The following is a 17,175-nucleotide window of genomic DNA, read 5'->3' on the forward strand; positions in this document are numbered from 1 at the left end:
TGTCTCAGTCTCTTTTTTCACTTCACAAGAAGCTTTTCAATCTCTTGAATTGTAGGTAATGCCGTCATCGCACCTTTTGTTGAAGCTGCTAGTCCCCCAGAAACACTTGCAAAGCGTCCAAAAGAAGTAAGCTCTTCTTCTGTCAAGTCTGAAAGTTGACCATTATATTGATTAATGGAATAAAGCATACCAGACACAAAGGCATCTCCTGCACCTGTTGTATCAACAGCGTTCACTTTCATAGCGGAAATAGCTACTTTTGCTTTAGAAGATACAGCTAGGCTTCCCTCTGCTCCTAATGTAATAATTAAAAGCGGGATAGCATAATGGCTTAACGCTTCCACTCCTTCTTCAATCATTTCTTTTCCGGTAATAAAAGCAAGCTCTTCTTCTGAAAGCTTTACAATATCTGCTTTTGGAAGCATCTCTAGAATGGTACGTTTCAATTTTTCTTCGTCTTTCCACAACGTTAAACGAACATTAGGATCGAATGACACAAGAACATCATTCTTCTTCGCAAGTTCTACAGCTTTCAAAGTGGCAGAGCGGGAAGGTTCACTAATCATTGAAATCGTACCGAAGTGAAGAATACGATTTTCTTTAAATAGCTCTTCATCAATTTCTGCTTCGTGAAAAAAGCGATCTGCGCTTGGATCAATGTAAAAATTAAAGCTGCGGTCACCGTCTTTATCTAACGTAACGAAAACCGCTCCTGTACGTGCTTCATCTGTAAGCAGCATGTTGTTTGTATTAACACCATATTCATCAAGCGTATCTTTTAAAAAATGACCTAATACATCATTCCCAACTTTCCCTAGGAATGTGGATTTCAAGCCTAATCTTGATACTCCTACCGCCACGTTTGCAGGCGCACCCCCTGGACTTTTTTGATATGTAAGATTCGTATGATCTAACGGAATAAAGTCAACTAATGCTTCTCCTAATGAAATAACACCGTTTTTCATTTTTTTCCCCTCTCTTTCTTTATGAGTATAAATTAAGAAAAGGGGAGTAAAATGAACTGTCATTTTACTCCTACTTTTCTTTTACCTTCTTTATTCTTCTTCTAATTTCATAAACCACGTAACAATAAATGCTACTCCTACCGAGATAACCATTCCAATAATATAGTTAATTAAATTACTCATCCCAAGTGGAGCTGCAATAGCCATCATCGGGATACCTGTTAAACCGTATGCGTTTGCAACAACATTCGTTAACACAACATATCCACCACCAGCAGCACCACCTATAGCTGCTGCAATAAATGGTTTACGTAACTTTAAGTTTACACCAAAGATAATTGGTTCCGTAATCCCAAGAAACGAAGAAACAGCGGCTGGAATTGCGATTTTCTTTGTTTTTGCATTCTTTGTTTTAAAATATACGGCCAATCCGGCACCACCCTGTGCAACATTAGCGCATGCCCATATAGGAAGTAAGAAATTAACTCCGATATCAGGGTTTGCAAGAAGTCCTGCTTCAATTGCATGAAAACTATGTTGTAGTCCTGTTAATACAATCGTGGAATACAAACCACCAAACACGATCCCAGCAAATACACCCGCTACATCATACATTGATTGTAAACCAATTGAAATCAAATCACCAATATATCTTCCAAATGGTCCAATAAATAACAGAGAAATAAACCCTGTAACAATAACTGTCAAAAATGGTGTTACTAGTAAATCAATTGCGTTTGGAACAACTTTACGCAACCCTTTTTCAATTTTACTCATCACATAAATCGCAAGTAAAATCGGTACAACGGTACCCTGATAGCCAATTAACGGAATACTTAATCCAAAAAAGTCCATATATTCAGGCTTGGCATCTGCTAAGGTCCATGGGTTTAATAGCATTGGATGAGTTAATATTCCACCCATTACGGCTCCTAAATACGGATTCGCTCCAAATTCCTTAGCAGCTGAAAATCCTATCAAGATTGGCAAGATGATAAACGCGGAACTTGAAAACATATCTAGTAAAATGAAAAGTGAGCTGTCTTCTGAAACCCACTTAAATGCTTTCATCATTCCAAGTAGCCCCATTAGTAAACCACTTGCAACAATGGCAGGGATAATAGGAACAAAAATATTTGAAAGCATACGAGCAAACCTTGCGAAAGGATTCATCTTTTTCTTCATTTCTTCTTGATGATTTGCAGGCTGCTCTGTTGTTTGATTCTCTACACCTAACTCTTTCATAAATTCTGCATGGACTTTATTAACAAGTCCTGTGCCAAAAATGATTTGAAATTGCCCTGAATTAGAGAAAGCACCTTTAATATCGTCTATTTCATCTAAACCTTTTTGATCAATTTTGCTTTCATCTCGAATAACTAAACGCAAGCGCGTAGCGCAGTGCTGAGCGCTGGTAACGTTTTCTTTTCCACCTAAAAGCGGAACAAGCTTTTTCGCAATGTCTTTCACATCCATGCGAACGCCCCCTTTATCACATGTTTTTAATATAGTTTCTGCGATTCAACTAGCCAGATGACAACAAAAAAAGACCTAAAACGCGTACTCAAATACATATACACAACAGCAGTGCATACATATTTCACGCATTTTAGGTCTTGCCTGCTTAACCAGTCACAATCCCGCTTATTCAATTAATACGCTTTCATTGTATCTATTTCGACATTGTTCGTCAAGACTTTTTTAGGCCCTTTGACCAATTCTTTCAATATGGAGCGTAATATAGCCAAGTTCAGAAGGTGGAAAATTTATGTCATATTCGGCTTTCAGAAATGCTCCAATCTTTAAAGCACATGTATAAGCACGCTTGTACTTAGTTTGCAGCATGTTCAACATATCTTCATCCATTGAATGAAAAGGCTCATCTTCAGCAATTCGATTTAACGCAAAGCGTAAATGAGTGAGTAGTCGCTGGTACGAAATGCTCTCTTCATCAATTTTAAGGTCAAGTTCTTCTGTAATAATCTCAATCATTTCGTTGATGATTGTTGTATTCATCATTACCTGTTCCATATTGGATGTATGCAATTTAGCTGTATGAATGTGAAGAGCGATATAACCTGCTTCATCAATTGGCATCTGAACTTTTAAACGTTTAGAAACTTGTTCAATCGCCCATACACCTATATCGTATTCCGGACGATATAGTGCTTTAATTTCATGTAAAAGTTTATTTTGAATTAAAATTCCTCGAGATAACCTTTCAATTGCAAATGATAAATGATCACTTAAAGCGATATGAACATGATCACTAAGCGTAACGCCTAGCTGCTGTTCCGCATACGAAATAATTTCTTCTGCCACTTGAATATGCTCTTCAGGTAGGCTTTTTAATATTTCTTGAAATTTTTCATTTTCTTCTTTCATTACAAAAACTTTTTCAACTTTGGCTTTATTTAAAATATCATTTTTGCTTTTTTGAAAGGCAATCCCCGGGCCCATTACAATCTTTTCAATTTTTCCTTCTTTTACAACGGCTGCATTGTTGTTTAATACTTTAAATATCTTCAACCGGTTATTCCTCCTCAGCAGGAAGAAGGTGACAAATTTATTTCATTGTCACTTTCGCACATTGAGTTTGTCCTTTTTGAACATCACCACTTGCTACAATTTCAAATGAATCTGCTGCGTCGCTATTCGTAATGACAACAGGCGTAATAATACTTTTCGCTTTTTCTGTCACTAATGGTAAATCAAACGTAATAAGAGGTGTGCCTACTTCTACCTTATCGCCCGCTTGAATATGCGCTTCAAAGCCTTCCCCTTCCATTGCTACTGTTTCCAGTCCAATATGTATAAGTACTTCCGTACCTGCTTCTGTTTTTAATCCGACAGCATGCTTTGTGTGGAATAATTGGACTACCTCTCCTGCCACTGGAGATACTACTTGTCCATCGGTTGGTTCAATAGCAAATCCATCGCCCATCATTTTTTGAGAAAACACCGGGTCTGGAACTTGCTCTAATGGAAGGATTTTGCCAGTCATTGGTGCCGTTACTAGTGTTTCTTTAGATTTCGTCTTACCGCCAAAAAGTTTTTTAAACATGTTAATCACCTTTCCTTTATCATTTTATTGGTAGCATACCCCTTTATTACCTTTGAAAAACGTAGCTTTATTAAGAAGAAACTTCTTCTTATATCCTCAACATTTGTATACAATGCTCCCCTCATTAGATCAGGATATTGAGATAAATATGTTCACTATTTAAACATGCCTACGATGTATTGTAAACAAAAAAGTTCTTTCGATGGAATAATATCGGAATTGATTTAACTCGCTGAAATATAAAAAAGAGTATAGCCTTTACCATACTCTTTTTTTCACTACTTATTAAAATGTCTTTGCCACACTTTTTGCTTTCTCTACTGCATTAGCTAAAATTTGATCTGCTTCTGCTGGAGCATAAGCCATGCCTTCAGCAACAACTAATTCAACATCTTGAATACCAATAAAACCCATTACAGTGCGGAAGTATTTCTGTGTAAACTCAAGTTCTGCAGCTGGTCCTTCGCTATAAACACCGCCGCGCGCTTCTAATAATGCTACTTTCTTTCCAGTAGCTAATCCAACAGGTCCGCTTTCAGTGTACTTGAATGTTTTCCCAGCAATCAAAATGTTATCAATATATGCTTTCATAAGTGGTGGAAAGCTTAAGTTCCACATCGGTGCTGAAAAAATCACTTTATCAGCTTGTAAGAACTGCTCTAATAAAGCTCCCATACGCTCAACTTTTACTGTTTCATCTTCTGTTAGCTCTTGATTTGCTCCAGCTTTCCCCCAAGCGCTTAACACATCAGAATCAATTAAAGGAACGCCTTCTTTATAAAGGTCGACTGTTGTTACTGTATCACTTGGATTCACCGTTTGATACTCATCTAAAAATGCTTGAGCTAAGCGTGTTGAGAAGGACGCCTCATCAACTTGTGGATTTACTTTTACATATAACACGTTTGTCATAGTTCTCATCTCCCGTTTATCTTTAAATCATTTATTTTTATTTCAAGATTTTATTTTTTTATTATCTCGAATTCAAGATTTATTATATAATTCTGTTCTTTATTCGTCAACCGTTTAAATGATTTTTTTAAAATTTTTCCGAAACAAAAAAATATCCGCACTATCGAAAGTAGTTAACTCGCGATAGTTCAGATATATCATTGACTGAGATACTTATGTCCCAACCTCTTTAATAACACTGAAATTCGTTCACTCGATCTAAATCAATCCCAGCATATATCCAGTTGAATCCAGTCCAACGATACCCTGCTACGGATTTGCGGCCGACATATGTTGGATAGAACCAATATGACCGCCCACCTTTTGCCCAGATATACGTGTATTTATACAGACAACCTGCTATCGAACCAGGATCTACAGCATAAAGAGATGGTCCTCCCGAAGAAGCTAATTGAGGTGTAAAAGCAGGCGGTGGACCTGTTGGGGGACCACTTTGACCAGAAGGTGGTGGAAAACCTGGTACGCCTCCCTGCCCTGGTGGTGGAGGTGGTGGTAAAAAGCTTCCACCTTGTCCTGGTGGTCGCGGTGGAAAACCTTGCCCACCCTGTCCTGGAAATATAATTTGAAAGCGAGGGTCGTAATAATATCGATACATATATATTCTCCTTTCCAATGTGCATTTAAATTACTATATGCTTCACTTTTTGAATAGGTGAATATCCATACACTAGGTTTTTCGAGTAGGATCATATTGCGACATGTATCGTTCAATAAATTGATATACAAAAAAGATCAAAACGAATATTGGAGTTAAAACAAAGGGGTGTTGAATGCAACGTTTAACAAAAACTGATTCAAACATAGGAATTTCTTTTAAAACTTTAAAGAGAGACTGGCTGCTTCCTACTATGGAGATTAAAATAAAAATCCCCCATAAAATCCCGTTGCTATATGACCAAAAGAGATGGATTGTATAAAAGCTGAAACTAGCAATAACACCGCTAACAATACCACCTATAATTGTTTTCACTGTGAAAGGAATCGCAATAAACCATCCTACTCCTATACCTGCACAAGCAGCACAAATACTTGAGAACATAAGCGTTTCTTCCACTAATACAAACATCGTAAAAGCGGTTATAAAGCTTGTGCTCATTGCCGTATATACAGCAGCTAAATTGCCAGCTTTTGTTGATATATAACCATGGTGACACACGGTATAGTAACAGGAACACCAAATGAATAAGCCTACAAGAATCACGCCCCAAATCATAAGCTAATCCTCCTTATCCTCTATTATATAAGAGACTCTTTCACTCAATTTTCATTTTTATCTATTAAATTTACTAGTGATTAGCAATTGATTAAATTATCTTTTATATAGTAATCTCTATGATAAGATTGCTAGATTTAGTCCTATCCACCTTAAAAATCTAGCAAAAAGATGTAAAAGGCAAAATGTTATCGTTTGACCTATTTATATTGTAGAATGATTCATGTATAATAAGAGGCTGTATGATATTATCTTCATCATAGTGAAGATATCTTTTGTGGCTTAACACTAGCGTGCCACATTAAGAATATAATTAGATTCGATATTGATAGGTGAATAGTATGGGTGAAAATCAACGAAATGTTAGTAGATTTGACTGGAATTTAGCTTTTCTTCTCTTTCTTTTTTTCTGCGTAAGTATTACTGCTATTAATAGTGCACAAACTATTGGACAATATGATTCAAACTTTGTTATTAAACAAGTTGCTTTCTACGTAATTGGAGCAGTAATTATTGCATTTGTAATGCGACTAGATTCTGATCAATTACAAAAACTCTCGTGGGTCTTCTATGGTTTTGGAAACTTCCTTCTAATTTTCTTAATTATTGCGCCGAGCAGTATTGCTCGAGAAATTAACGGTGCAAAAAGTTGGTTTACACTACCTGGCTTTTCATTACAGCCTTCTGAGTTTGTAAAAGTTTTCTTGATTATTGTATTGAGTAATATTATTGTTAAGCACAACGAAAAATATCGCATTCGCACGATACGTGAAGACCTTTTATTACTAGCAAAAATGGGGGCAACATTAGGTTTTCCTCTGCTTCTTGTGATGCAGCAACCTGACTTAGGAACTGCGCTTGTTTTATTAGCGATTTTTGTAGGTCTGGTCTTTGTATCGGGAGTAACGTGGAAGCTAATTGTTCCTGCTTTTTTAGGGCTTGGTTCAATAGGTGCCGGCATTCTTGCACTAGTAATTTATGCTCCTGATTTCCTTGAAAAATATTTAGGTGTTAAGCAGTATCAATTTGGTCGGATCTATGCATGGCTAGACCCAACCACTTACAGCACAGGTGAAGCATATCACTTAGTGAAATCACTGAATGCTATCGGTTCTGGGATGGTCAACGGAAAAGGCCCGGGAAATGGCGTTGTTTACATTCCAGAAAGTCAAACAGACTTTATCTTTGCCGTAATAGGTGAAGAGTTCGGTTTTATAGGAGGAAGCATTGTTATCAGCTTGTTTTTCCTTCTTATTTATTACTTAATTAAGCTTGGATTAGAAACAAAAAATGAATTTAACTCTTATTTATGCGTAGGTGTCATTACGATGATTACCTTCCACGTCTTTCAAAATATCGGTATGACGATTCAAGTATTACCAATTACAGGTATCCCTCTACCATTTATTTCTTACGGTGGTAGCTCCCTAATGGGTAGTATGTTTGCCATTGGATTAATGTTTGGAATATCTTGGCACCAAAAACGATATATGTTTGGTACAGAGTAAAATAAAAAGAGCGGTATAGAATTAACGGGTTCGGTTTTGAAGCATAAAATCAAAACTCGCAGCCCAATTCGTTACTGTTTTAACATTAATATCAACAGTAAGTTGTAACAAAAAAAGCAGTGGATTTCGTAATCCAACTGCTTTTTTATATTTTCGCTTCTTTTTTGATTATGAATAAGTTCTATTATCATTTTTATACTCAACGATAGGGAATTTAATAATAAAATTATACCTATTTTTTATCCAGGAAATTTTTTAATGGCTTCTGAAGTACGTCCACAATGGCTGTGAGGATACTTGTTGCAAAAATTCCTATCAAACTTATCGATATAGGTCCTGCTGCATCATCTCCTGTGATTATAGAAATCACCTTTAAGCTTATTATCATTAATACAATGAAGAAAATGTAATACAAATTCCATACGCACATACTAAAAGGGGATAGAGCGAGTAATCCCTACCAGGATGTGCTTCTACGTCTTTAATGGTTAACACAGGCATCCAATAAATACACAAAGTAAACACTGCAATTCCGATTAGAAAAATAATGACCTTTAAGGAAGTGGTGGAACCTCGTTTAACAATTATTTAAAACACCTCCCTTATTTAATGACAATATGATTATAATATGCATTTTATCGTTTTCAATAAAATAAAGAGGTGAATAGTCACCTCTTTATGCTATCTATATCGAAGATTCTAAGCCAATTCGCCCCATCGCTTTTTTGGTAGCACCGTTCATCCCTTGTAATATTACCTTTTTATTATTGCTTTCATACTTTCCTATAACTTTCGCCACGGCTAACATTGCAGATTGATCCCAAACGTAAGAGTTTGAAAAATCAACTACAATTATTGCTTGTTCATCTTCGTAATGAAATGCATTTACAAAAGCTGTTGTTGTTGCAAAGAAAAGAGGACCTTTAACGTGATAAACTATTCGATCAGACTCTTCTTCTTTTATTATTGTTAATCTCGCCATTTTCCAACCAAACACGACCGTACTAATGACAATACCAACCATAACTCCTAGCGCTAAATTATGTGTAAGCATTACAACAACAACTGTTGCAATCATAACAACAGAATCCGATACAGGATACTTATGAATGTCTTTAACAGATCGCCAATCAAACGTGCCTACCGCTACCATAAACATGACGCCAACAAGCGCGGCCATTGGAATCTGCTTTACAACATCACCTAACACCATAATTAAAAATAATAAAAACACGCCTGCTATAAGTGTTGAAAGTCTTCCACGTCCACCTGATTTTACGTTGATTACAGATTGTCCAATCATAGCGCATCCTGCCATTCCACCGAATAAACCTGTAACTATGTTAGCAAAACCTTGTCCACGTGCCTCTTTATTTTTATTGGAATCTGTATCCGTCATATCATCTAAAACTGTCGCAGTTAGTAATGATTCTAACAAACCTACAATCGCTAACGGTAGTGAATACGGTAGAATAATCAATAATGTTTCTAGTGATAATTCTACTGCTGGAAAATGAAGAGCTGGTAGTGTACGCGTAATCTCTCCCATATCTCCTACCGTTTTCAAGCCAAATCCTCCACCAAAAATGGCCATGGTCGTCATAAATACAATCGCTACTAATGGTGCTGGAACTATCTTAGTTACAAGAGGGAATACATATACAATTAATAATGTTCCTGCTACCATCGCGTACATAGCCCAGTTCGCACCTTTAAAATGCTGAAATTGAGCAGTGAAAATTAAAATCCCTAACGCGTTAACAAAACCAAACATAACCGTTTGTGGTAAAAATGATAAAAACCTTCCAACTTTCAGCACACCTAAAACGAGCTGAATAATTCCAGTTAAGATTGTCGCCGCAAACAAATACTCAACCCCATGAGTTTTCACTAGATCAATCATTAAAAGAGCCATTGCACCAGTTGCGGCAGAAATCATTGCTGGTCTTCCCCCAGTAAATGCAATGACAATTGCCATACAAAAAGAAGCATATAGACCTACCATAGGATTTACTCCTGCAATGATGGAAAATGCAAGTGCTTCGGGAATTAATGCAAGTGCAACGGTCATTCCTGAGAGAATATCTCCTCGGATATTTGAAAACCACTGCTGCTTAATAGCTGCTACGCTCACTAAATCACCTCATAGTATATAGTAAATTGATTTTCGACTCTCACGAAAACCAAAGCCGTTTTGAACGTAGGTTATCGTACCATATCTTCTTTGAATTGAAAATATATTTTTTACGATCGTGTTGAACCGATTTCTTTTCTAATTCACACCATTAAAAAAGAGCGTAAACTGCACGCTCTTTTTTAGTGAAGTCCTACTCATTAACGTCGAGGTGGAACTTCCGTATAATTTAATGAATAGCTGACTGAAATTAAGCCAAATAAATGTTGAAATCGAGGCGGATTTTTCACCTCCAAGGTCAACATTGCAAGTAAAAATAATTTACTCAACACAAGGAATGCTACCATTAAAAATAGTTTCTTTTTTCGTTTCAACGAATCATCGCTTCTCCTCTTTTTAACATAAAAATAAGAACAAACGATTATGGTTACATCTTTTATCTCTCATTTAAACAATAAAAGACCTTCACCACTAATCGGTAAAGGTCTTGCTAGACATTGTTTTACTATGCCAATAAAGCCGGTAGATTTCTCTACGAAATGTCGACTTTATTTCAGGAAAAACCTGACGCTACTCCCCTTTAAGGAATCTTATTCATAAAGATATTATAAGGGAATTGCGAACAGAATTCAACTATTTATTACTCATTGATTGCTGCTTCTAAAGCAACGATAATCATATCATTAAATGTTGTTTGACGCTCTTCAGCTGTTGTTTCTTCACCTGTAAAGATGTGATCGCTTACCGTTAAAACAGACAGCGCATTACGCCCATATTTAGCTGCTAGCGTATACAGTGCTGTTGTTTCCATTTCAACTGCTAGTACACCGTGTGCAGCCAGCTTTTCTAGTTGTCCATCTTCATTGTAGAATTGATCAGAAGTGAAAACGTTACCTACTTTTAGGTGTAATCCTTTTTCAACTCCAGCGTCATATGCACGCTTTAATAAGTCGAAATTCGCAGTTGGCGCATAGTCAATAGGTCCAAATTTCACGCGATTCATTTGTGAATCACTTGATGAAGACATAGCTAAAATAACGTCACGAACTTTTACATCTTTTTGAATCGCCCCACAAGTTCCGACACGAATTAAGTTTTGAACACCATACTCATTCATTAACTCATTTACATAAATAGCGATAGACGGAACGCCCATCCCTGTTCCTTGTACAGAAACACGTTTTCCCTTATATTTTCCTGTAAATCCTAACATTCCGCGAACTTCATTGTAGCAAGTAACATCTTCTAGAAATGTTTCCGCAATGTATTTTGCACGAAGCGGATCTCCAGGGAGTAAGATCGTTTCTGCAATTTCACCTTTTTTTGCCCCAATATGTACACTCATCTTTGTACCTCCTATTGTGTAAAAATGTTACCTTCTCACTATAACATAATTTGTCGAATTAATTACTGATTTCTTTCTCTGCCTTTCATTATTCCAACGTTTTTGCTGAACTATGTACTGAAAAAAATGGCGTAATGAAAAACATGTTTCGAGGAAAGCTACTCAAGAACACTATTTTTAAATAAATGAGGTGATCATATGGGCAAAAAACATCGTAATCGCATTAATTCACCAAAGAAAAACAACCACATTCCTCAAGAAGCCATTATTGCGGAGCAAGAGGCACATGGTGATGAGCATACAGCAAATAAACGCAAAAATGGTCCTGGACACCATATGCGCGACTATTAACTTTTTTAATAAAAAAGCGGCCTGATTGGTCGCTTTGCTTTATCAATAATTGATTTACCGGACGTGAATCCGATTTACTCTTTGCCATCCATCCGTCCAAAGTTTATAATAATACTTTCCTTTAGTACCTTCATCAATTAATAAAATATCTCCTGTACTAATAAAACGAGCATTGCATTCTTTTGGCAAATTGTCAGCAATGTTGAACTGTTGAAAGACTTTAACCGCTGCATCTTGATGGTCGAGAGCTTTTACCGTTAAACGATGAACCGGTTTATATCCTCTTCTTTCTCCTTTTTCTTCTGTTTGCATAATTGTAACATCGTATTCCGTAATGATATTTAACTGTTTTTTTAAATTCGTCCACACATTCAAATGTCTTCCCTCCAAACCTCAATGTTCTATCCTGCATCCTATGTATGAATTAATACTATGTCATTTATATTAGCGATAGATAGATCAAAATCCTTCATTTCAAATACATGTTTTATTCATACTTTCTTTTATAATTAAACTACCTTAGCATAAATCTCTCCAAAAAAGCATGGCGTTCGCCATGCTTTTACTAGTGTATCATCTTGTTAAAGTCAGTGGATAACCGTTTGGTTCTAAATCAATAAAATGAAATATTCGTTAAGAATTTGTAATGGTATATATTATGTCGGGAACTGGTATTTCTTTAAAGAAGACTGCATGAATTTACAATAGAGCTGATACATGCTAATCGCCCAAGAGATACCCAAAGCATAACCGGCTAATACATCTGTTAAGTAATGGACACCTAAATACATTCGACTGAACCCAACTAATATGATTAGTAGAATAAAGCTTGTATAGGCAATACTTCTCACACTTTGTGTCTTGGAATACGCTAAAACAAGGCATAATAGTCCCACAAAAAATGCGCTCGAATTCATCGCATGGCCGCTTGGAAAACTGTAGTGTGATGCGTCAATTAGCTGACTCCATCCAGGTCTTGGACGTTCAAAAATTTCTTTTAAAAGCCAATTTAACCCTCGTACCCCCCAAAACACAAGGGTAATGAATAAGGCTGATATGCCTTGGCGTTTATACATCAACAGTATAACAAGGACAAGCCAAATTGGTGCCGTAACATACCATGATCCTAACGTTGTAATAAAAATAAAAAATGGTGTTAGCCAGCTTGTCCTCCACTCAAAAATTGTATGTAATACATCATAATCTAACTCTTTTACAAAAGCCGTGTCAAACGTTAGCATTAGAATCACAAATAAGGCAAGTGCCAGGCAGACAGTAACAATATATTGTCTTCGCGTTAACATGTTGTGCTCTCCTCCATTAAACGATAAAGAAGAATGAATAAGAAGCATGCAAATACATGCTCCTTATGCAGTCGTTAGTCCTTTTTAGGCTGTTTATAGTGTTCAGGCTTTGGTGCCTGGTTCATAGCAAATTCATTTGAGAATTCTGGCTGTTGACGTGACGACTTTTTCATTCCTTTTTGATGTGTTTGATTACTTGTTTTATGAGACATGGTTTTCCCTCCCTTCCTCACACGTTTAATATGTGAAGAAGAAAGACAGACTATCCTAACTTATACGCTATATCTTGAAATAACTCGCTCTAGAGTGGCAGATAGCTGAGCAATCTCACTTTCAGACACTGTAACCCGCACAAGAGACTCATCAGCGTCTAATACCTCTGATAAAAAGCCACTAAACCCTCGAGCTTTACGATCAATTTCCAACAACAGTTCATATTGACCGTTACCTAATGATTGAACAATTACTTCTACTTCGTCTAACTTTCCATAATAAGGACCCTTAGCTGGGACGAATTCAAATTCTTGTACAAAAGGAAGTCGCTTTCGCATTCTTCTTGGTGCCTCTTCGCATTCCACTTGACGAAGACGAAAGCCAAGGTCTTCCATTGATTTCATCACGCTTGTAACCATCAAATTAGGAAGAACTTTCACATAATCAATATCGGACGGATCTACCGCATCTTTAATATCTAAACCTGTTGCCACCCATACTCGTGTTTTTCCAAGCGTAACGGGTGTATCATCAGGTAGTTGGAAAGTAAAAGGGATTTCTTTTTTTTCAGCTGGCTGAATAGTAAACGGCTCATTAATCTTGAATACATTGAGCTGTATATCTTGTTTGACCTTTTTATCATCTACTTCTTTTACATATGATGTAAACAGACGTAAGTAAATTCGGTCAATCGTCTGCTCAACATTGCCTCCATATACTTCTACAATCCCTTCAATCTTTTCACCTGCACGAAACTCGTCGTTTACTAGCTTTGCATCTACTCTAGCAGCACCAATACCGATTCGAGCTAATATCTTATTAAATAAAGCCATTAATTCCAACCTCCCCATTTCTACACTATATTAAAAGTTTAAAGCCTTCGTCTTTTTATCAGCAATAAACTGCAAATCCCCTTTGAGGTGCATCATATCTTCATAATAGCCATCGGATTGTAACATTTTGCGAATGATTGCTGTAAGCTCTGGTGATAACAAAAGTTCTTCTTCCCAACTCTTCTCTTTTCTTGAATTAGGTTCATAGCTTGAGTACAGCAAAAACAGCGCGAAATGCCCTAAAGCATATACATCACTTTGAACAGTTGTTCTTCTCATATACTGCTGTTCTGTTACTAAGCCTTCGACTTGTTCATCATCTCCTATAAAACGTGCTAAACCAAAATCAATGATGTAAATAACATCATCGACCTTAAGAATGTTTGGAATTCGCAGGTCACGGTGGACAATTCCTTCATTATGAAGAGATTCAATCACTTCTATTACTTGTAGCAATATTTGAACTACATCTTCTTCTTTGTATTTATAGTGATGTTCAAATATTAAGTCTTCAAACGTCTTTCCGTTAATATAGTCCATTATAATGAAAAATCCAGCGCTACTTTCCTCTACATCCAGTAGCTGAGGGACTTGAGGATGATTTATTCTTGCTAATATCTTTTTTTCATATTGAAAAGCTCGCATGCCTTGGTCAAGCTTTTGTTTCGTATTACGCAGCTGCTTGACTACTACTTGTGTTCCAAGCTTTTGATCCTTTGCCAGGTATGTAATACCATAGCTCCCCATTCCTAAAACACGGTCAATTTCATAACGGTTCTTAATTAATACGCCTTGTCTTAAAGGGCGGTCCATTAGAAATCGTTGAATTGATTTAAAAAAGTGCTTCATTTTGTCAATCAGCTAGAAGAAAAGCTGGAGAAAAAGCTTTTTTTCTTACGCTTATAATGATGATGTCCATACTTTGAATGACTTCGACTATCATAGTGACGTCCTTTTTTGTAGTCACTGCTGCTGTAGTGTCGTGGACGGCGACGGTGGTAATCGCTGCTGCTGTAGCGATGATGTTTTTTTGATCCTAATATTGAATTCAGTAGTTTTTTTATCATAATAACTCCCTCTTTTCTTAACACTTATTACCCTTTATACGTACTAATAATATAAAGGTTTCAAAAACTTTATTCCCCGTTTAGCTGCTTTAAAACGAAAAGGAGAACTTTTATGATTTATTCACTTCCATTCAAGGTTAACAAGACTATGACTATTGAAACAACGAACAACTTAGCACACTTAAATACGCAATCTTTAGCTATTTTATCTTCCTTTTCTAACACTTTTGAACTAAATGAGAAAGAGTCTAAGCTTGTTCAAAGAATTAAAAAAAACGTTCGCTTGCACAATAAAAACAACATTACGCGAACCCATGCTTATTTGGAATTTTATAAGCGTTACCCGGAAATAAAATGGACGTTTTTAGCTCACCTCGTTTCTAGAAATGGCGGCTACTATATGACCGACTTGCAAACTACTTTCGCCAAAAAGCTTCTTTCTCCTGTTCAACAGCATGCTTTTTTTCTATTTTTAGAGCGCGCAAACGCTGCAATCTTTCAAGATGCTTTTTCTCAACTACTGTTATATGAAGAAAGTCAAAAGAATGGGCAAAATCTGTCTCACTTACTTACCGCCTTAGGAGTATCCGCATTTATGCATCCCATTTGGACTGAATTCATAAATGAACCTATGAAAAAAGAACATTTACTATCTCTTGCTTTAATTGTGAATGAACAGCATTATATTGAAAACAAGCTCATTCAAGATGGAAAAACAAAAGAAGACGTACTGGACACATGGCAGTTTTATGCACAAAGCTTTCTCGGTATGACCCAGGTGTTAATTCCTTATGAAAGTACTAACCAATTAGCTTTAGTTGGAGTAAACATTTCACAATTTTCTTCCCTTAAAAATCGAATTATTGCGGGGAAATTGCTTTATGCACTTCTGTTTCTTCATAGTCATTTATATTCAGGTACTTATTCGTTTGCAGATAGCGTAAAGCATACCGGAGCGAGACAAGACTATTCATCAAGTCTACACTCAAAATTTAACCATTTTAAGGCTCCTTCATCTACTTTACCTTTAGATATGTGCTGGGGAAACCGCGTCCATACATTTTTTAATCAGTCTGATTGGTTTGTAGGGACCTCACCTTATTCATACTTAGCAAAACTGGATATGCCCACTCTAATATAAAAACGACGAGCTGCCTCGTCGTTACATAAAGTACCGCTATTAAATTGCTATTATCTCTCTTTATTCTTCTTGCTCATCGATAATACATTTATCAATCAAATAATCAAATGTAATATCAGCCAACTCTCCTAGCTCTTCCTCAGCTGGAGCGTACCCCCGCTTTATTAGTTCATTGTAAAAGAACTCAGCGATTTCCTCTGTATCAATAACTACTTCGATTTCTTTCACAATATCACTCCTCACCCCGTCTCAGCGGGCAAGCGTAGCTTCATGAGCTCGCAAAATAGCAAAGCAAAGGACTAGCAAATATCTAATCTTACTAGCTCAAACTTTACTTTATATACTTTTATGAGCAAAAGTACAAGAGTATGTCTAAAATTTTCAATGCTATACGTCTCTTTCTATGTATAGCTTACCCTTTCTAACATACGCTTAGAATAACAGACATGGTGCTACGCTTTATCTTGCTCTGATTTGGAAATCTTGTGTAAATGTTTCAATACTAAGTTCATTACTTCTACATACTCATCATCTTGAAACATCTCATGCAATGTTTTGTAATCGTTATAAACATCTAACAAACCATTTATAATTTCATGCTTCTCTTTTGTTAATTTCATCTCTTCTTTTCCATGTCCATTTTGTTTTTTCATCGTCGGTAGCAACTCCGTCTTTTTAATTTCTTTTCCTAAATACAACATATCGATATTTTGTACATAGTTTTCTGTTTCCTCATGAGGAGTCACGAGAATAAGCTCTTCTTCACTAGCTTCAAGCCATTCTCCGTCAGTAACACGGGATAGTTCATACACAATATCTTCCCATGCGTCTTCTTTATATCGCCATATTTCTGTGCGAATGCCAATGATTTTAAACAATTCTTTTCCGTAATTAAACACTTGAACAATGTCACCAAAGAAATATTTATATTCCAACTCAACGCGTTCTTGTACTAAGATCTGTCCGTCATAATCTTCTAATAACTCAATTGTGTCTTCTAAAAACAGACCTTCACTATGGTTAATCTCATATACAAAGAGTCCATCCATCACTTTTATATCTGTT

20 protein-coding genes, 1 pseudogene and 1 riboswitch are annotated in these 17,175 nt (G+C 36.4%); of the genes and pseudogenes, 3 read left to right on the plus strand and 18 right to left on the minus strand.

The genetic code is table 11. The features are described from left to right. Positions 1 to 17: 17 nt before the first annotated feature. The 7 genes from BFL01S_RS13625 to BFL01S_RS13655 form a co-directional block, all read right to left on the minus strand. Complete coding sequence (locus tag BFL01S_RS13625; RefSeq protein ID WP_025911443.1) at positions 18 to 965, minus strand: carbohydrate kinase family protein; 948 nt, start codon at positions 963 to 965, stop codon at positions 18 to 20. 90 nt (positions 966 to 1,055) lie between these two features. Beyond that, positions 1,056 to 2,441: a sucrose-specific PTS transporter subunit IIBC gene (locus tag BFL01S_RS13630; RefSeq protein WP_061786009.1), complete on the minus strand. Its 1,386-nt coding sequence runs from the start codon at positions 2,439 to 2,441 to the stop codon at positions 1,056 to 1,058. A 225-nt stretch (positions 2,442 to 2,666) separates the two neighbouring features. Next, positions 2,667 to 3,494: a PRD domain-containing protein gene (locus BFL01S_RS13635; RefSeq protein WP_061786010.1), complete on the minus strand. Its 828-nt coding sequence runs from the start codon at positions 3,492 to 3,494 to the stop codon at positions 2,667 to 2,669. A 37-nt stretch (positions 3,495 to 3,531) separates the two neighbouring features. Then, entirely contained in the window at positions 3,532 to 4,029 is a 498-nt protein-coding gene (locus BFL01S_RS13640) for a PTS sugar transporter subunit IIA (RefSeq protein ID WP_025911447.1), read from the minus strand. A 285-nt stretch (positions 4,030 to 4,314) separates the two neighbouring features. Then, positions 4,315 to 4,941, minus strand: a complete 627-nt coding sequence (locus BFL01S_RS13645; RefSeq protein WP_025911449.1) for an FMN-dependent NADH-azoreductase — start codon at positions 4,939 to 4,941, stop codon at positions 4,315 to 4,317. Between the two features lie 229 nt (positions 4,942 to 5,170). Continuing rightward, a complete protein-coding gene (locus BFL01S_RS13650) occupies positions 5,171 to 5,596 on the minus strand; it encodes a hypothetical protein (protein ID WP_025911450.1) in 426 nt (141 codons plus the stop codon). A gap of 72 nt (positions 5,597 to 5,668) precedes the next feature. After that, complete coding sequence (locus BFL01S_RS13655; protein WP_025911452.1) at positions 5,669 to 6,214, minus strand: hypothetical protein; 546 nt, start codon at positions 6,212 to 6,214, stop codon at positions 5,669 to 5,671. A gap of 341 nt (positions 6,215 to 6,555) precedes the next feature. Here BFL01S_RS13655 and BFL01S_RS13660 point away from each other — a divergent pair, with 341 nt between their 5' ends. After that, positions 6,556 to 7,722: an FtsW/RodA/SpoVE family cell cycle protein gene (locus BFL01S_RS13660; RefSeq protein WP_025911454.1), complete on the plus strand. Its 1,167-nt coding sequence runs from the start codon at positions 6,556 to 6,558 to the stop codon at positions 7,720 to 7,722. Positions 7,723 to 7,954: 232 nt separating this feature from the next. Here BFL01S_RS13660 and BFL01S_RS21060 read toward each other — a convergent pair. The 3 genes and pseudogenes from BFL01S_RS21060 to deoD form a co-directional block, all read right to left on the minus strand. Continuing rightward, positions 7,955 to 8,310: pseudogene (locus BFL01S_RS21060) on the minus strand (DUF2975 domain-containing protein). A 97-nt stretch (positions 8,311 to 8,407) separates the two neighbouring features. Next, complete coding sequence (locus BFL01S_RS13665) at positions 8,408 to 9,856, minus strand: SulP family inorganic anion transporter (RefSeq protein ID WP_082802754.1); 1,449 nt, start codon at positions 9,854 to 9,856, stop codon at positions 8,408 to 8,410. A 431-nt stretch (positions 9,857 to 10,287) separates the two neighbouring features. Then, positions 10,288 to 10,447, minus strand: a riboswitch (yybP-ykoY riboswitch). A gap of 49 nt (positions 10,448 to 10,496) precedes the next feature. Next, positions 10,497 to 11,201: a purine-nucleoside phosphorylase gene (gene deoD, locus BFL01S_RS13670; RefSeq protein ID WP_061786011.1), complete on the minus strand. Its 705-nt coding sequence runs from the start codon at positions 11,199 to 11,201 to the stop codon at positions 10,497 to 10,499. 198 nt (positions 11,202 to 11,399) lie between these two features. Between deoD and yoyE the strand changes: the two genes are divergently transcribed. Then, positions 11,400 to 11,552: a protein YoyE gene (gene yoyE, locus BFL01S_RS20775; RefSeq protein WP_167556116.1), complete on the plus strand. Its 153-nt coding sequence runs from the start codon at positions 11,400 to 11,402 to the stop codon at positions 11,550 to 11,552. A 54-nt stretch (positions 11,553 to 11,606) separates the two neighbouring features. On the opposite strand, the gene BFL01S_RS13675 is transcribed toward yoyE, so the two are convergent. The 6 genes from BFL01S_RS13675 to BFL01S_RS20095 form a co-directional block, all read right to left on the minus strand. Then, positions 11,607 to 11,927 (minus strand): hypothetical protein, encoded by a 321-nt coding sequence (locus BFL01S_RS13675; RefSeq protein ID WP_061786012.1) that lies wholly within the window; start codon positions 11,925 to 11,927, stop codon positions 11,607 to 11,609. A 281-nt stretch (positions 11,928 to 12,208) separates the two neighbouring features. Then, entirely contained in the window at positions 12,209 to 12,856 is a 648-nt protein-coding gene (locus BFL01S_RS13680) for a phosphatase PAP2 family protein (protein WP_061786015.1), read from the minus strand. 74 nt (positions 12,857 to 12,930) lie between these two features. After that, positions 12,931 to 13,068, minus strand: a complete 138-nt coding sequence (locus BFL01S_RS20460; protein ID WP_153301137.1) for a hypothetical protein — start codon at positions 13,066 to 13,068, stop codon at positions 12,931 to 12,933. 60 nt (positions 13,069 to 13,128) lie between these two features. Continuing rightward, on the minus strand, positions 13,129 to 13,902 hold the full coding sequence (locus BFL01S_RS13685) for a sporulation protein (protein WP_025911463.1): 774 nt from the start codon (positions 13,900 to 13,902) through the stop codon (positions 13,129 to 13,131). 30 nt (positions 13,903 to 13,932) lie between these two features. Continuing rightward, a complete protein-coding gene (locus tag BFL01S_RS13690) occupies positions 13,933 to 14,715 on the minus strand; it encodes a serine/threonine protein kinase (protein WP_235859235.1) in 783 nt (260 codons plus the stop codon). Positions 14,716 to 14,759: 44 nt separating this feature from the next. Continuing rightward, positions 14,760 to 14,969 carry a hypothetical protein gene (locus BFL01S_RS20095; RefSeq protein WP_076512741.1) on the minus strand — a complete coding sequence of 70 codons (210 nt, stop codon included), beginning with the start codon at positions 14,967 to 14,969 and terminating at the stop codon, positions 14,760 to 14,762. Between the two features lie 112 nt (positions 14,970 to 15,081). On the opposite strand from BFL01S_RS20095, the gene BFL01S_RS13695 reads away from it, so the two are divergent. Next, positions 15,082 to 16,110 carry a DUF2515 family protein gene (locus BFL01S_RS13695; RefSeq protein ID WP_051567217.1) on the plus strand — a complete coding sequence of 343 codons (1,029 nt, stop codon included), beginning with the start codon at positions 15,082 to 15,084 and terminating at the stop codon, positions 16,108 to 16,110. A 60-nt stretch (positions 16,111 to 16,170) separates the two neighbouring features. On the opposite strand, the gene BFL01S_RS20100 is transcribed toward BFL01S_RS13695, so the two are convergent. Together BFL01S_RS20100 and yodN are read right to left on the minus strand one after the other, a co-directional pair. Further along, a complete protein-coding gene (locus tag BFL01S_RS20100) occupies positions 16,171 to 16,338 on the minus strand; it encodes a YozD family protein (protein WP_064484042.1) in 168 nt (55 codons plus the stop codon). Between the two features lie 224 nt (positions 16,339 to 16,562). Beyond that, positions 16,563 to 17,175: germination protein YodN (gene yodN, locus BFL01S_RS13700; RefSeq protein ID WP_061786016.1), on the minus strand; the 613-nt coding region annotated here is incomplete at its 5' end.

This window comes from Priestia flexa NBRC 15715 (assembly GCF_001591565.1).
In the GTDB taxonomy this organism is placed as follows: Bacteria; Bacillota; Bacilli; order Bacillales; family Bacillaceae_H; genus Priestia; species Priestia flexa.

Excerpts from the sequence above, each read along its gene's own strand:
- BFL01S_RS13655 (WP_025911452.1), bottom strand. The coding sequence starts at position 6,214 with ATGATTTGGGGCGTGATTCTTGTAGGCTTATTCATTTGGTGTTCCTGT.
- BFL01S_RS13650 (WP_025911450.1), bottom strand. The coding sequence starts at position 5,596 with ATGTATCGATATTATTACGACCCTCGCTTTCAAATTATATTTCCAGGA.
- yoyE (WP_167556116.1), top strand. The coding sequence starts at position 11,400 with ATGGGCAAAAAACATCGTAATCGCATTAATTCACCAAAGAAAAACAAC.
- deoD (WP_061786011.1), bottom strand. The coding sequence starts at position 11,201 with ATGAGTGTACATATTGGGGCAAAAAAAGGTGAAATTGCAGAAACGATC.
- BFL01S_RS13645 (WP_025911449.1), bottom strand. The coding sequence starts at position 4,941 with ATGACAAACGTGTTATATGTAAAAGTAAATCCACAAGTTGATGAGGCG.
- BFL01S_RS13695 (WP_051567217.1), top strand. The coding sequence starts at position 15,082 with ATGATTTATTCACTTCCATTCAAGGTTAACAAGACTATGACTATTGAA.
- BFL01S_RS13630 (WP_061786009.1), bottom strand. The coding sequence starts at position 2,441 with ATGGATGTGAAAGACATTGCGAAAAAGCTTGTTCCGCTTTTAGGTGGA.
- BFL01S_RS13625 (WP_025911443.1), bottom strand. The coding sequence starts at position 965 with ATGAAAAACGGTGTTATTTCATTAGGAGAAGCATTAGTTGACTTTATT.
- BFL01S_RS13690 (WP_235859235.1), bottom strand. The coding sequence starts at position 14,715 with ATGGACCGCCCTTTAAGACAAGGCGTATTAATTAAGAACCGTTATGAA.
- BFL01S_RS13685 (WP_025911463.1), bottom strand. The coding sequence starts at position 13,902 with ATGGCTTTATTTAATAAGATATTAGCTCGAATCGGTATTGGTGCTGCT.
- BFL01S_RS20095 (WP_076512741.1), bottom strand. The coding sequence starts at position 14,969 with ATGATAAAAAAACTACTGAATTCAATATTAGGATCAAAAAAACATCAT.
- BFL01S_RS20460 (WP_153301137.1), bottom strand. The coding sequence starts at position 13,068 with ATGTCTCATAAAACAAGTAATCAAACACATCAAAAAGGAATGAAAAAG.
- BFL01S_RS13680 (WP_061786015.1), bottom strand. The coding sequence starts at position 12,856 with ATGTTAACGCGAAGACAATATATTGTTACTGTCTGCCTGGCACTTGCC.
- BFL01S_RS13660 (WP_025911454.1), top strand. The coding sequence starts at position 6,556 with ATGGGTGAAAATCAACGAAATGTTAGTAGATTTGACTGGAATTTAGCT.
- BFL01S_RS13640 (WP_025911447.1), bottom strand. The coding sequence starts at position 4,029 with ATGTTTAAAAAACTTTTTGGCGGTAAGACGAAATCTAAAGAAACACTA.